This is a genomic window from Janthinobacterium agaricidamnosum (assembly GCF_003667705.1).
In the GTDB taxonomy this organism is placed as follows: domain Bacteria; phylum Pseudomonadota; class Gammaproteobacteria; order Burkholderiales; family Burkholderiaceae_D; genus Janthinobacterium.
The window spans coordinates 5195389-5208065 of the sequence record NZ_CP033019.1 but is presented as its reverse complement, the minus strand read 5'-3'; the positions used below and the strand labels follow the sequence as shown (position 1 = coordinate 5208065).

Annotated in this window: 13 protein-coding genes; 7 read left to right on the top strand and 6 right to left on the bottom strand. The window is 62.3% G+C overall.

Annotation, left to right across the window (positions count from 1 at the left end; genetic code table 11):
- Positions 1-303: 303 nt before the first annotated feature.
- Together D9M09_RS23510 and D9M09_RS23505 are read right to left on the bottom strand one after the other, a co-directional pair.
- Complete coding sequence (locus tag D9M09_RS23510; RefSeq protein WP_034780449.1) at positions 304-753, bottom strand: glycine zipper 2TM domain-containing protein; 450 nt, start codon at positions 751-753, stop codon at positions 304-306.
- A 153-nt stretch (positions 754-906) separates the two neighbouring features.
- Positions 907-1335: a DUF962 domain-containing protein gene (locus D9M09_RS23505; RefSeq protein WP_121670514.1), complete on the bottom strand. Its 429-nt coding sequence runs from the start codon at positions 1333-1335 to the stop codon at positions 907-909.
- A 160-nt stretch (positions 1336-1495) separates the two neighbouring features.
- Here D9M09_RS23505 and D9M09_RS23500 point away from each other — a divergent pair, with 160 nt between their 5' ends.
- Together D9M09_RS23500 and D9M09_RS23495 are read left to right on the top strand one after the other, a co-directional pair.
- Positions 1496-2374 (top strand): hypothetical protein, encoded by an 879-nt coding sequence (locus D9M09_RS23500; RefSeq protein WP_162995782.1) that lies wholly within the window; start codon positions 1496-1498, stop codon positions 2372-2374.
- 66 nt (positions 2375-2440) lie between these two features.
- The gene (locus D9M09_RS23495; RefSeq protein ID WP_121670512.1) at positions 2441-2953 is read left to right on the top strand and encodes a DNA-deoxyinosine glycosylase; all 513 of its coding nucleotides are present in this window, start codon (positions 2441-2443) and stop codon (positions 2951-2953) included.
- A gap of 15 nt (positions 2954-2968) precedes the next feature.
- Here the strand turns inward: D9M09_RS23495 and D9M09_RS23490 are convergent, their stop codons facing one another.
- Positions 2969-4177 (bottom strand): hypothetical protein, encoded by a 1209-nt coding sequence (locus D9M09_RS23490; protein ID WP_121671212.1) that lies wholly within the window; start codon positions 4175-4177, stop codon positions 2969-2971.
- Positions 4178-4283: 106 nt separating this feature from the next.
- Entirely contained in the window at positions 4284-5150 is an 867-nt protein-coding gene (locus tag D9M09_RS23485) for an HDOD domain-containing protein (protein ID WP_121671211.1), read from the bottom strand.
- A gap of 275 nt (positions 5151-5425) precedes the next feature.
- Between D9M09_RS23485 and D9M09_RS23480 the strand changes: the two genes are divergently transcribed.
- A complete protein-coding gene (locus D9M09_RS23480) occupies positions 5426-6016 on the top strand; it encodes a DNA-3-methyladenine glycosylase (protein WP_121670511.1) in 591 nt (196 codons plus the stop codon).
- Here D9M09_RS23480 and D9M09_RS23475 read toward each other — a convergent pair.
- Positions 6013-7710, bottom strand: a complete 1698-nt coding sequence (locus D9M09_RS23475) for a methyl-accepting chemotaxis protein (RefSeq protein ID WP_099409134.1) — start codon at positions 7708-7710, stop codon at positions 6013-6015. The genes D9M09_RS23480 and D9M09_RS23475 overlap by 4 nt on opposite strands.
- A gap of 64 nt (positions 7711-7774) precedes the next feature.
- Positions 7775-8233 (bottom strand): cache domain-containing protein, encoded by a 459-nt coding sequence (locus D9M09_RS23470; RefSeq protein WP_034780434.1) that lies wholly within the window; start codon positions 8231-8233, stop codon positions 7775-7777.
- A gap of 283 nt (positions 8234-8516) precedes the next feature.
- Here D9M09_RS23470 and D9M09_RS23465 point away from each other — a divergent pair, with 283 nt between their 5' ends.
- Genes D9M09_RS23465 through D9M09_RS23450 form a run of 4 tightly spaced genes read left to right on the top strand, consistent with a single transcriptional unit; the run spans position 8517 to position 12592 of the window.
- Positions 8517-9881, top strand: coding sequence for a KamA family radical SAM protein (locus D9M09_RS23465; RefSeq protein ID WP_070311755.1), 1365 nt, complete (start codon positions 8517-8519; stop codon positions 9879-9881).
- A 2-nt stretch (positions 9882-9883) separates the two neighbouring features.
- Positions 9884-11233: an MFS transporter gene (locus tag D9M09_RS23460; protein WP_162995781.1), complete on the top strand. Its 1350-nt coding sequence runs from the start codon at positions 9884-9886 to the stop codon at positions 11231-11233.
- On the top strand, positions 11178-12026 hold the full coding sequence (locus D9M09_RS23455; RefSeq protein ID WP_070291020.1) for a fumarylacetoacetate hydrolase family protein: 849 nt from the start codon (positions 11178-11180) through the stop codon (positions 12024-12026). Before D9M09_RS23460 ends, D9M09_RS23455 begins: the two co-directional genes overlap by 56 nt.
- A complete protein-coding gene (locus tag D9M09_RS23450) occupies positions 12026-12592 on the top strand; it encodes a carboxymuconolactone decarboxylase family protein (RefSeq protein ID WP_121670509.1) in 567 nt (188 codons plus the stop codon). The genes D9M09_RS23455 and D9M09_RS23450 overlap by 1 nt, the downstream gene beginning before the upstream one ends.
- Positions 12593-12677: the final 85 nt, after the last annotated feature.

The following is a 12677-nucleotide window of genomic DNA, read 5'->3' as shown; positions in this document are numbered from 1 at the left end:
GCATCGTGCAGCGATGGCGAGTGCGGTCGAGCTTGCTCGATGTGTTGCCAAGAAACACCAGGCATTTAGCCAGCGCAGTGCTTCTGGAAAATATTGAATTTATGAAAATATTTACATTAATATCAAGTAAATATTTTCCGGATTGCATCTTTGAAGGGGACCGCCATGCCAGCCTCACTGCACATCAAAGTATGGAGCGTGCTTGTGTATGTCGTCGTGACTGCTGTGATTGCCATCTGGCTGCACCCTTCTGCCTTGCTCGCTGCCGGCGCATTCGGCTGAGCGCATGCGCCGGCAAGCAGATCAGTGGGTGACGCGGGTCTTGCGGCCGTCCGACAGCAGGCGCACGCGCTCGCCGGGGCGGAACAGCTCGTCGGCGTCTTGCACGATGGCGCGCATGTCGCCATTGTCCAGGCGCACGGTGATTTCCAGGCCGGGTTTGTTGGACGCGTTCGCTTCGATGCTCTTGCCGGCCATGCCGCCGGCGACGGCGCCGAGGATGCTGGCCGCAATGGCGCCCTTGCCGCCCCCGACTGTCGAGCCGGCCACGCCGCCCAGCGCCGCGCCAGCCAGCACGCCCGTGCCCGTTTCGCCCTTGTCGATGGTTACCTGGCGCACGGATTCAACCGTGCCCATGCGAACCGATTGTTCATTCTGCGCCTGGCGCGCGTTGTAGACATTTGCCGAGTTCGGTTGTACGGCGCAGCCGGCCAGGGTGGCGAGCAATGCCACTGCAATAATTGGTGCTTTCATGTAGGACTCCCTTGGACAAAAGTTGGTTGCCGATTGCGTCGACCGGCAGATGATGACTTATCATAAGGACACTTGCCTAAGATAACTAGTTGCGAATAGTAAAAATCTGTTACTGGCCCCGCGTGACCGAGTGGCCACGTGACCGCCTGCCGCTCAATACGCCAGCCGCAGGCGCCGGTACAAAAATCCCAGCACGAAGAGCGGACCCACCAGCAAAAAGCGCACATCGTCGAGAAACGACGGCTTCTTTCCTTCGATCTGGTGGCCGATGAACTGGCCTATCCAGGCCAGCACGAACAGCGCCAGCGACGCGGGCAGGATGGTCAGCGGCGGCATGAGCAGCAGCAGGCCCAGCATGGCGGCCAGCATCGCCAGCATGCCCGTCGCAAACGGGCGCGACAGCTTGTAGTAATAGTATAAGGCCAGGATACTGCCGAGCAGCGCCACGCTGGGATGCACGCTCCACAGCAGCCCCAGCAAGCTGAAAACGATCAGCGGCACGCACACGATGTGCACCCATTCATTGACGTGGTTGCGGTGGCTTTCGCCATACTGGGCCAGCAGGGTGTCGATGGTGCGCATGGGCGGTCTCTTGTGTGGTGTTCTGGCTGGAAATTCTACACCGGAACTCAGGCAACCGAACGCAGCGAACCGCCCGCAGAATTGTTGTATTGGAAATTCTGGGCTATTATTTCCAATTGGAAATGTTTTCACTCACTGCACAGATGGAATAAAGGTATCCGTGACATTGCAAGCCAGCCACCCTGATTACCAGCGCTATTCGATGGCGTCCCTGCAACAAGCCCTGTCCGGCGCCGACGGAGCCGATGCGGCACGGCGCCAGCGCATCGAAGCGGAAATTGCCCAGCGCCAGCAGGATGACCATGCGGCAGAACAGCGCCAGTGGGCCGCGCGGCCGCAGGACAAGCCGCTCGATCCGGCCACTGCCGCGCTCAAGGAAGCAGCCGGCCCCTTTCTGCGGTCTGCGGGCTATGTGTTGCTGTTCGCATGGGTGGTGTTGCGAGTTGCGGGCTTGCTGGAAACCTTGCAGACAGGTAGCCGGACCTATGTGTTTGGCAATCTCGGTTTGCTGATCTTTGGTGCCTGCCTGGTGCGCGGCAAGCTGCGCGCGGCAGTCTGGCTGCGCTGGCTGGCGGTATTCTGGATCGTGCCTGCCGTGCTGGCGATCGATTTCCTGTTTCTGCAGCCGATGTCCCTGACGGTGATGCAATTCAAGCTCGCACCCGGCTATCGTATCTGGTCGGTGCTGGAAGCCGTGCTGTCATTGTGGGTCATTCATTACCTGTATCGTCAGCTTGGTATGCCTGCCGTCATGGCCGCCTGCGATGCCAGGGGCTACAAGCGACGCGATCTGCGCATCCCTGCCATCTGCGGCCTGATCCTCGGCATGGCTGGCGTGGCTTTCCAGCTGCATGCCTCCCATGGAGATATGGCTACGCAGGCGCGTGCGATCGTGGCGCAGCGCTATGGATCGGGCTACCAATACCATGTCAACGGCGTCGGCAATGCCGTCACACCGCAAGGCAGATTTCATACGGCACAGGTACTGGTGTGGGATGACAAGGGCATCATGTCTGTGCCCGTGCAATGGCCCCAGTAAAATAGGCGCTGCCCCCACTTCTGCAGGATGCCGCTTTTGACCCGCTTATTGTCTGTTGAACCGGCCATGCCGGACCCGCGCAAGCGCTGTTTCGCCCCTGTCGTCGATGCCGGCACGCGCCTGCTGATACTGGGCAGCTTGCCCGGCGAAAAATCGCTGGCGCATAGCCAGTACTATGCGCACCCGCAAAACAAGTTCTGGATGCTGCTGGGCGAAGTGCTGGGCGTGGAGTTGACCAGCCTGCCCTATGAAGAGCGTTTGGCCACCTTGCTGGCGCACGGCGTGGGCCTGTGGGATGTGGTGGCGCAGGCGCAGCGCGCGGGCAGCCTGGACAGCAATATCCGCGCCCGCGACGACAATGACCTGGTCGCCCTGGCCGCCAGCCTGCCGCGGCTGCACACGATCGCCTTCAACGGCGGCACGGCCGCCAAGCTGGGCCTCAAGGTGCTGGGTGAGCACGCGCAGCGTTACCGCATCGTCAGCTTGCCGTCGAGCAGCCCGGCGTACACGCTCGCGTATGCGCAGAAATTGCAGGCGTGGCTGTCGCTGCGTGGCCAACCGGAGCCGGCCGCGCGTTAATCGTGTTGCCGGCCTTTACGCAGGCGCGTACGGCTGCGCTTCCAGTGGTTGCCCCTTGGCATCGAATCTCAGCGCCACGGACAAGTTGGTGACGCCGATGGTGGCCAGCGCGTCGCAGATGTCGTCGACTTCGTCCTGCAGGTCGGCGGCCAGGTCCAGCGGCTTGTCGGCGCTGTGCAGCAGTGCGCCGCCCGCCGTGCTGACGTTGACGCGCAGCAGCATTTCACCGTGTTCATCGGCCGGGCCGACGACCACCGAGACGTCACCGGCGTCCACCTTGTTTTCCGCCAGTGCATGGTTGATGCCGGACATCATCTGCAGCATCGCATATTCGCTCATGCCTTGTTCCTTGCCGCCGTGGAACAAGTCCTGGTAGAGGAAGCTCACTTCCAGCGCGCTGCCGGCCGGCGCCAGGCAGCGTTTCACCAGGTCGCCCACTTCCGTCGTCCACTGCTGGTAGCGGGCCATGCGCGCGTCAAACCAGGCGTCGAGCGCCGCTTCATCCTTCGGTTCCGCATAGAACGGGTCGTCCACGCGCTTCAGGGCAAAGCCCAGCAGGAAGCGCAGTTCGACGGCCGTGTCCTGCGGGCCGAAAGCCGTCTCGCTCCAGCCGACGATGCTGCTTTCCAGGCCCGGCGTGGCGACGATCTTCTTGTCCGTCATCGACGAATAGGCATCGCGCACCATCTCATGCAAATGACTATAGGTAATGCGGTCGATTTCATCGAGGTCATAGGCATGGCTCATCAAGACCACCTTGGCCTTGGCGCTTTCCAGTTCTGCTTGCTGGAAACTTTTCACCAGCGCTTCGAACGCATCCTGGTCCTGGAAACTGTCCGCTTCTTTCAGGCCGCCCGTGCTTTGCACCAGCAAGGGCACGACGAAGGCGTTGATTTCCATGGCCGGGGCGTTTTCGCGGCGGATCACGGAAATGGACGCCGCTTCCTCGATATGGCTGCGCAGATACTGGTAGGCGCCCACGTCTTCGTACTTGGAACGCTCGATGGCGTCGTACAGGATTTCATCCTTCTTTTGATTCAAGGCCTTGCGGATCAGGCGGCCGAATTCGACGGCTTGCTCGGCCAGCACCGTGCCCTGCGATTCGCTGTCTTCCTGCTCCGCCAGGTTCAGGGCCATCGTGCACAGCATGCGCGTGACGGATTCGTCCTTGTCTTCAGGCGTGTTGGCGGATTTACGGGGGACAGGGCGCTTATTTTTGGGCATGGCGATCAACAGGTTAAGGAATACGGGTCAGGCAAACGGAAACGGGCGCCAAGGCTTTGCCAGGCGCCGGAACGGATCATACAGGCGGACGCGGCCGCCTGATACTTCAATGGTCGGTATCGAACATCTCGTGCAGCTCGTCGAGCAGGTCGGCCGCTTCTTCCTGCGACAGGCCAAGATGCTGGCATGCAAGCTCACCGCCCTTGTCCCACTCGAGCGAGGTACTGTTGCCATGGTAGCGCTGAATGCCTTTTTCGGCCAGCAGCGACAGGGCGACGAGCGAGCGGATGGCATCGTCCGTGGACGGGTCGGCCAGCACCGTGTAGTCGTGGTGGTGCAAAATCGCCCATGAAACGTCGGAGGACAGGCCCCAGTTGCGTGCCAGCAAGCAGCCGATGGCTGCGTGGTTGGTCTGGTGGCGCGCGTCTTCCAGGGCCGTAAAACAGTTGTGCGCATCGTTGGCCGCCGCCGCATACGTGTTGACGTAGTCGGGGAAGCGGTTCATCAGCAGGGGCACGCCGATGTCGCAGAACAGGCCGAAGGTATGCGCGATATCGGGCGGGGCGATGCGCAGCTTGCGCGAGGTAAATACCAGGGCGCGCGCGCGCTTGGCCGACACATCCCAGAAGTGGGTCAGTTCCACGCCTTCCGCTTCCAACGCCTGGCGCGCCAGCAAGCCCGTCATCATGGCGCTGCATTGGTTGATGCCGAGAAAGTTGATGCCTTGCTCGACGGATTTGGCCTTGCGCGCGGCGCCATAGAAGGGCGAATTCGCCAGTTTCAGCAGGGCGCCCGACATGCCGACATCGTCGGCGATAATGCGCGCGATGCGCCGCGGCGAGGGGTCTTCTTCTGCCAATTCGCGCTGCAAGTCGACCAGCAGGCTGGGACGCGGCGGGATACGGATGGAACGCATCAGGGCGTCAACCGGATCTTCCTGCACTACCTGCTTTTGCGCTGCCGCTCTCATCATCATTGCCTTGCCTGTGGTTATTCTGTTGCGCGCTGCCGCTGCCGGCCTCGTGGGCGTCTGGTGCAGTGCCCGACGATTATCGCTGTTTATGCATGGCAATAGTTCGTCTCTGCAAATTATTCTGGAAAAAATCCCCGTTTTGGTTTGCTCCATCCCCTATTTTCCACATTTTACGACGCTCCCTATCCCGATATTCATGATGAAAAAATCAAGTTTTATTTGTTTTCAAGGTGGGGCCAGGCGTGCTGCGGACAGTGCGGCAGTACAATTGCCGGATGAAAAAAATCCTCGCGGGTATCGATTTTGCGGACGATTCCAGCAGCGTGGCGCGCCAGTTGATCGGCGTGACCGTGCTGGTGGACGGCGTGGGCGGGCGCATCGTGGAAACGGAAGCGTATGACCGGCTGGACCCCGCCTCGCACACGTATGGCGGCATGACGCCGCGCAATGCGGCCATGTTCGGCCCGCCCGCGCACGCCTATGTCTACCGTTCGTACGGCATTCACTGGTGCCTGAACTTTGTGTGCCGCGAAGCGGGCCATGGCGCGGGCGTGTTGATCCGCGCCATCGAACCGCTCGTGGGACTCGATACCATGCGCGAACGGCGCGGCGTCGAGGATGCCCGGCTGCTGTGTTCGGGGCCGGGCAAGGTGTGCCAGGCGCTCGGTGTGAGCCATCTGCAGAACCGGCTGGCGCTCGATGCTCCGCCGTTCATGCTGCTGGCCCGCGAGGACGAGGTTGCGGTACAGGCGGGGCCGCGCATCGGCATTTCCAGGGCGATGGAGACGCCGTGGCGTTTCGTGCTGGCAGGCTCACGCTACCTGAGCAAGCCGATGCGCGCGCCTGTCATCGAGTTACCTCGCTAGCCGCGCCGGCGCTGGGGCGCATCCTTGGCGTTACGCATGCCGGGCTTGCCGCGCAGCGGACTGTGCAGCGCGCGCCGGTCCTGGGGCGGCGTCCTGGCGGGGTCTTGAAAGGCGTCGTCGTCCGCGCCGGCGGGCGTGGCTGGCGCGGCTGGATCCAGGGTAAAGACGCTGACCGCCGCCGACAGTTTGACGGCCTGGTCCTGCAAACTGGCCGCCGCCGCTGCCGCCTGCTCCACCAGGGCCGCGTTTTGCTGCGTGACGTCATCCATTTGCGCGACGGCCTGGTTTACTTCCGTGATGCCCGACGCCTGCTCGGCGCTGGCCTCTTTCACGCGCTGGATGATCTCGTTGACTTGCTGCACCGAGGCCACGATGGCGCCCATGCTGTCGCCCGCCTGCTGCACGGCCACGCTGCCGCCGTCGATGGTGGTGACGGAGGTGGCGATCAGGGTCTTGATTTCCTTGGCCGCCTGCGCCGAGCGCTGCGCCAAGGTGCGCACTTCCGACGCCACCACGGCAAAGCCGCGGCCCTGCTCGCCCGCGCGCGCCGCCTCCACCGCCGCATTCAGCGCGAGGATATTGGTCTGAAAGGAAATGCCGTCGATCACGCCGATAATATCCACGATCTGGCGCGAATTGGCCCGTATCGTCGCCATTGTCGCTACCGCCTGCTGCATCGATGCTCCCCCTTGCACGGCCAGGGTCGACGCTTGTCCCGCCAGCTCGCAGGCCAGCTGGGCATTGTCCGCATTGTTGTTGACGGCTGCCGTCAAGGTTTCCATGGCGCTCGATGTTTCTTCCAGCGAACTGGCTTGCATTTCCGTGCGCGCCGACAGGTCCAGGTTGCCGGTGGCAATTTCGCGCGAGGCCGTGTCGATCGATTGCACGGCGCCCGTGATGGTGCGCAAGGTCTGGTTCAGGTGGGCGATGGTCTGGTCCAGCACGCGCGACGTGGCGGCGATTTCGTCATTGCCCGGCTTGGGAGCGCCGGCCATCAGCTTGCCCGCCGCCAGGTCTTGCACGGCGTCGGCAATGCCGCGGATTTCCACCAGCATGGCGCGGCGCACCAGCATGGTCACGACGATGGAGACGAGGATGGACAGCAGGACCGTCAGCAGCAGGCTCCAGCCCAGGCTGCGGAACTCGGCGCTGGCCGTCGCGTGGGCCTGGCTGCTGAGCGTTGTTTCCAGGGCAGACAGTTGCGCCAGCTGCGTATTGAACTGGACGAATTGGGTTTCCGCCTTGAGCATGGAGTTGGTGGCGATCGACTGGTCCATCTGCGCCATTTCCATGGTTTCCAGTACCGCCTTGCGATAGCCGGCCAGGGCCGTGATGGCCGCATCGACCAGGGTGCGCTCGGCGCCCGTGGCCGTGGAACGCAGCGTGCCCAGCTGGGCGCCGATGGCCGCGTGGCGCGCCTTGATCTGTTGCTCCAGCGCATCGAGGCGGGCCTTGGCGAAGCTGCCATTCGTCCATGACAGCAACTGGTACATATTGCCATGTACGTGTTTGGCCTCGCCTAGTACGTCCGCGGCCGCCTTCAAATGCGTGATGCGTACCCGCACCATGTTTTCCAGCGAGGCATTTTGCCGCACCATGCCATACCAGGCGCCGCTCGAGCTGAGTATCAGCAACAGCAAGACCAGGGTGGGCGCCAGCAATAATTTTGGTCCGATGCGTAATTGATTGAGCATGCTTGACTCCTGGCTATGGCTGATCAAACCGCAGGCGGCGCGCGGCGTGCGCGCCGCCCCTGCCTTATTTTTTGTAGATGCCCGCTTCCAGCACCACATCGTTGACGCGCAGGATGTAGGTGGTCTTCGGCTCGATCTTGCCGCTGGTGGGATTCTTGTACTGGTAATCGACCCAGCCCTTGCCCTGTTTTTGCGCCAGCTCGATGATTTCACGCCGATATTTCTTGCCATTCGCATCGGGCACATCCGTCAAATCCTTGCCCACGATGGAAGGATTGATGGGGTGGGCCAGCACGATGCCCGTCTTGATGTCGCGCATGTCCACGTACAGCGAGCCCTGCACGAAGTCCGGGTCTTTCGCCGTGATTTTCTTCATCATTTCTTCCTTGCCATGCGCCTTCATGAAGGCGGCGCCCCGTTCGGCCATGGCGATGGCGTCTTTTTCCGTTGGTTCGACCGCGGCACTGACGCTGCCGCCGGCAAATGCCAGGCACAGCAGGCTACCCGTGAATAAGCGTTTCATGAAAGCTCCTTGTGATATCGAGGGATGTGTTGCCAAGCCGTAATTTACGTCGCCGACAGTCCCATCAAATTGCGGTGGAACAAACTTAGGTGTTGCTTGTAGGCAGCATGCAACGTATCGACCGCTTGTTGATATGTAGCAATTTGATTCCTATAGGCAAGAACTATGATGACTTTCACAGCATGCCGAGCTGGACTGGCATGGAGAGAGGAAAAAGCTGGAATTGACCGATATACGGCCGATTTCATGAAAGTTATCGCCATTTACAGGCAAGGAGCTGATCGTGTCCGCACTCATTACCGAGCCGTTTGCACCCAAGTTCAAGCCGTACACGCGGCAAACCATTCAACAGGCGCGGCAGTGGGAATGGCTGCCGGAAGAGCAGCGTGAAGCCGTGCAGGTGGTCTCGCACGTCCTGCCGTTTCGCACCAATGAATATGTGCTTGATCAATTGATCGACTGGAACAACATCCCTGACGATCCCATCTACCGCCTCGTCTTTCCCCACCGCGACATGCTGCCGCCGGAGCAGTACGCGCACCTGCGCGACCTGGTGCTGGTGCAGCGGGACAAGGCGGCCATCGACGCCTATGTGCATGGCTTGCGCCTGGGAATGAATCCCCATCCTGCCGGGCAGATGACGCATAACGTGCCGCGGGTCAACGATGCGCCCGTGCGCGGCCTGCAGCATAAGTATGCGCAGACGGTGCTGTTTTTTCCCAGCGCGGGCCAGACCTGCCACGCGTATTGCACTTTCTGTTTTCGCTGGCCCCAGTTCGTCGGCATGGACGACATGAAGTTCGATGCGCGCGAATCGAACGAGCTGGCCGCCTACCTGAAACTGCATCCGGAAGTGACGGACGTGCTGATCACGGGCGGCGATCCGATGATCATGAACACGCGGCAACTGGCGGCCTACCTGGAGCCGTTGCTGGCGCCGGGCCTGGAACACATCCAGAACATCCGCATCGGCACCAAGGCGGTGGCGTACTGGCCGCAGCGCTTTGTCTCGGACCGCGATGCGGATGACTTGATGCGCCTGTTCGAGCGCATCGTCAAGGCGGGCAAGAACCTGGCCGTGATGGGCCATTACAGCCATGCCGTCGAGTTGCGCCAGGACATCGCGCAGCAAGCCGTGAAACGCATCGTTTCCACGGGCGCCACCTTGCGCATGCAGGGGCCGCTGATCCGCCACATCAATGAAGATCCGGCAAGCTGGGCCGAACTGTGGCAGACGGGCACGCGCCTGGGAGCGATTCCGTATTACATGTTTGTCGAACGGGACACGGGCCCGCGCGGTTATTTCGAGTTGCCGCTGGCGAAGGCGCACGCAATTTTCCAGGCCGCCTACCAGATGGTGTCGGGCCTGTCGCGCACGGTGCGGGGACCGTCCATGAGCGCCTTTCCCGGCAAGATCGTCATCGACGGCATCGTCACCATCAATGGCGAAAAACTGTTTGCCCTGCAATTCTTGCAGGCACGCAACCCGGACTGGGTGCGCCGGCCGTTCTTTGCGAAATTCGATGCGGAAGCGACGTGGATGGACGATTTGAAGCCCGCGTTCGGCCACGATAAATTCTTCTTCGAGACGGATGAACCTGTGCCGCAGCTGCCGCATAAAATCATCCGCCTGGCGCAGGCTGCCTGAGCATGCACGCGGCCGGTGCGCCCGCCCGTTCCGGCGTGGCCGTGTTTTGCCTGGTGTTCCTGCCATTCGCGCTCGGGCATTACCTGTCGTGCCTGCTGCGCGGCGTCAATGCCGTGCTGACGGCGGAATTGCTGGGCGCCATCGCCCTGACGCCAGCGCAGCTGGGCCTGCTGACCAGCGCCTTTTTTCTTGCCTTTGCGCTGGTGCAATTACCGGTCGGCATGGCGCTGGACCGCTACGGCCCTCGCACGGTGCAACTGTGGCTGCTGGCGCTGGCGGCTCTGGGCGTGTGGTTGTTCAGCCGGGGCCACAGCTTTGCCGAGCTGATGTGGGCGCGCGCCCTGATGGGGGCGGGGCTGGGCGGCTGTTTCATGGCTGCCGTGAAAGCGATCTCGTGCGCCATCGCGCCGTCGCGGCTGCCCTCCGTGCATGGCTATCTGATCGCCGTGGGTGGCCTGGGCGCGGCCACGGCCACCATGCCCGTCAAGCTGGCCCTGCATTACACGGACTGGCGCGGCGTGTTCCTGGGACTGGCGCTGGCGGCGCTGGCCGTCGGCTTGCTGATCCGCCTGCTGTCGCCGGCCATGCCCGCGCCTGCCGCAGGCATGCACAAGGTGAGCAAGGTCAGCGTCTGGAGCGTGTACCGCGATCCCGGCTTTCGCCGCACCATCGCGCTGATCCTGTTGCCGCACACGGTGTTCTTTGGCGTGCAGGGCTTGTGGGTGGGGCGCTGGCTGGCCGACGTGGGCGGCTTGTCCGATGACAACGTGGCGTATTTGCTGTACCTGGGCATGGCGGCCGTCATCTTCGGCGCCATCGGCATGGGCATGCTGACGGAATGGGCCGGACGGCGTGGCATTGCGCCCATGCAAGTGGCGGCCGCCGGTATCGTCCTGTTTGTCGCCGTGCAAGCGGCGATGGCGTGTAATGTGGTGCCCAGCCTGCCGTTGCTGTCCGTGCTGTTTACCTTGCTGGGCACGGTGACGGGCCTCGAGTATGCGATCGTCGCGCAAAGCATGCCGACCAGCCTGACGGGCAGGGCGGCCACCTGTCTGAATTTGCTCATTTTTACGGGCGCCTTCCTGGTGCAGGCGGGTTTTGGCCTGATCCTCGGCTGCTGGCCCCTGAACAGCCAGCAGCAGTACCCGCCGCAGGCGTACCAGGTGGCGTTTGGCGTGCTGGCAGCCTTGCAACTGCCGGGACTTGCGATGTTTTTCATCAACCGCTACAGGCGTGCCGGGCCATCCGGTAAAATGGCAGCCTGCACAGCGGCAATGATCAACTCCAAGGAAGACTATGAAACTCGTTCGTTATGGACGTCCAGGCAAGGAAAAACCGGGCCTGATCGATGAAGAAGGCAAACTGCGCGACCTGTCCGGCGTGATTGCCGATATTGACGGCGCACAACTGTCCGACAAGGCCTTGCGCAAGCTGGCCAAGCTCGACGAAAAGACCTTGCCCCTGGTGCGCGGCAACCCGCGCTTCGGCGTGCCGCTGGCGAAAGTCGGCAAGTTCATCGGCATCGGCCTGAACTACGCGGACCACGCGGCCGAATCGGGCATGCCGATCCCGGCCGAACCCATCGTGTTCATGAAGGCGATCACTTGCCTGAACGGCCCGGACGACAATGTCGTGCTGCCGAAAGGCTCGAAAAAGACGGACTGGGAAGTGGAGCTGGGCGTGATCATCGGCACGCGCGCGCAGTACGTGAGCGAAGAGGACGCCTTGAAATACGTGGCCGGCTATTGCGTCGTCAACGATATTTCCGAGCGCTCGTTCCAGCTGGAACGGGGCGGCCAATGGGATAAAGGCAAGGGCTGCGACACCTTCGGCCCTGTCGGCCCGTGGCTGGTGACGCGCGATGAAGTCATCGACGAGCAGGACCTGGACCTGTACCTGGAAGTCAACGGCAAGCGCATGCAGACTGGCAATACGCAAACCATGATCTTCACGGTGGCGCAGATCGTCAGCTACCTGTCGCAATTCATGACCCTGGAACCGGGCGACGTGATCGCCACGGGCACGCCGCCGGGCGTGGGCCAGGGCCGCAAGCCGCAGCGCTTCCTCAAAAAGGGCGACAGCCTGCGCCTGGGCATCGCCGGCCTGGGTGAACAGCAGCAGGACGTGGTCGCCTGGACGGCCTGATGGCCGGTAGCGATATCGACCGTTTGCCGCCGCTGCCGCTGGACCGGCTGGACCCGCAGCAGCGCGCCGCCGCGCAAGCCATCATCGATGGTCCGCGCGGTGCCCTGTACGGCCCCTTCGTGCCGCTGATCCGCAGCCCCGAGCTGATGGCAACGGCGCAGCGCATGGGCGAATACTTGCGCTACCGCAGCGCCATCGGCACGCGGCTGTCGGAGCTGGCGATCCTGGTGACGGCGCGCCAGTGGGACCAGCAAGTCGAGTGGGCCATCCACGCGCCGCTGGCCGTGCAGAACGGTATCGCGCAAGCGGCCGTGGACGCCATCGCCGCGCGGCGCGCGCCGCTTGCCCTGAAGGAAGACGAGCAAGCCGTGCATGACTTCTGCATCGAGCTGCAGCAAAACAAGCGCGTCAGCGACGTCACGTATGCGCGCGCGCTGGCGCTGTTCGGCGAGCATGGCGTGGTCGACTTGATGGGCATCAATGGCTATTACACCTTCCTGGCCATGGTGATGAATGGCGCGCAGACGGCCGTGCCGGCCTTGGGCGTCACGCCTTTGCCCGATTAGAATAGTTCTTCGGCAAAGATGGACAAAGTGTAATGAAGTTGAAATTATTCAATATATAATTTTGCTTCCCTTCCATTGCCCATTA

What these genes read in the sequence shown, in the direction of transcription:
- D9M09_RS23490 (WP_121671212.1), bottom strand. Translation starts at nt 4,177, where the DNA reads ATGCCCAAAAATAAGCGCCCTGTCCCCCGTAAATCCGCCAACACGCCT.
- D9M09_RS23505 (WP_121670514.1), bottom strand. Translation starts at nt 1,335, where the DNA reads ATGCGCACCATCGACACCCTGCTGGCCCAGTATGGCGAAAGCCACCGC.
- D9M09_RS23475 (WP_099409134.1), bottom strand. Translation starts at nt 7,710, where the DNA reads ATGCTCAATCAATTACGCATCGGACCAAAATTATTGCTGGCGCCCACC.
- D9M09_RS23455 (WP_070291020.1), top strand. Translation starts at nt 11,178, where the DNA reads ATGAAACTCGTTCGTTATGGACGTCCAGGCAAGGAAAAACCGGGCCTG.
- D9M09_RS23450 (WP_121670509.1), top strand. Translation starts at nt 12,026, where the DNA reads ATGGCCGGTAGCGATATCGACCGTTTGCCGCCGCTGCCGCTGGACCGG.
- D9M09_RS23485 (WP_121671211.1), bottom strand. Translation starts at nt 5,150, where the DNA reads ATGATGAGAGCGGCAGCGCAAAAGCAGGTAGTGCAGGAAGATCCGGTT.
- D9M09_RS23480 (WP_121670511.1), top strand. Translation starts at nt 5,426, where the DNA reads ATGAAAAAAATCCTCGCGGGTATCGATTTTGCGGACGATTCCAGCAGC.
- D9M09_RS23510 (WP_034780449.1), bottom strand. Translation starts at nt 753, where the DNA reads ATGAAAGCACCAATTATTGCAGTGGCATTGCTCGCCACCCTGGCCGGC.
- D9M09_RS23460 (WP_162995781.1), top strand. Translation starts at nt 9,884, where the DNA reads ATGCACGCGGCCGGTGCGCCCGCCCGTTCCGGCGTGGCCGTGTTTTGC.
- D9M09_RS23470 (WP_034780434.1), bottom strand. Translation starts at nt 8,233, where the DNA reads ATGAAACGCTTATTCACGGGTAGCCTGCTGTGCCTGGCATTTGCCGGC.
- D9M09_RS23495 (WP_121670512.1), top strand. Translation starts at nt 2,441, where the DNA reads ATGCCGGACCCGCGCAAGCGCTGTTTCGCCCCTGTCGTCGATGCCGGC.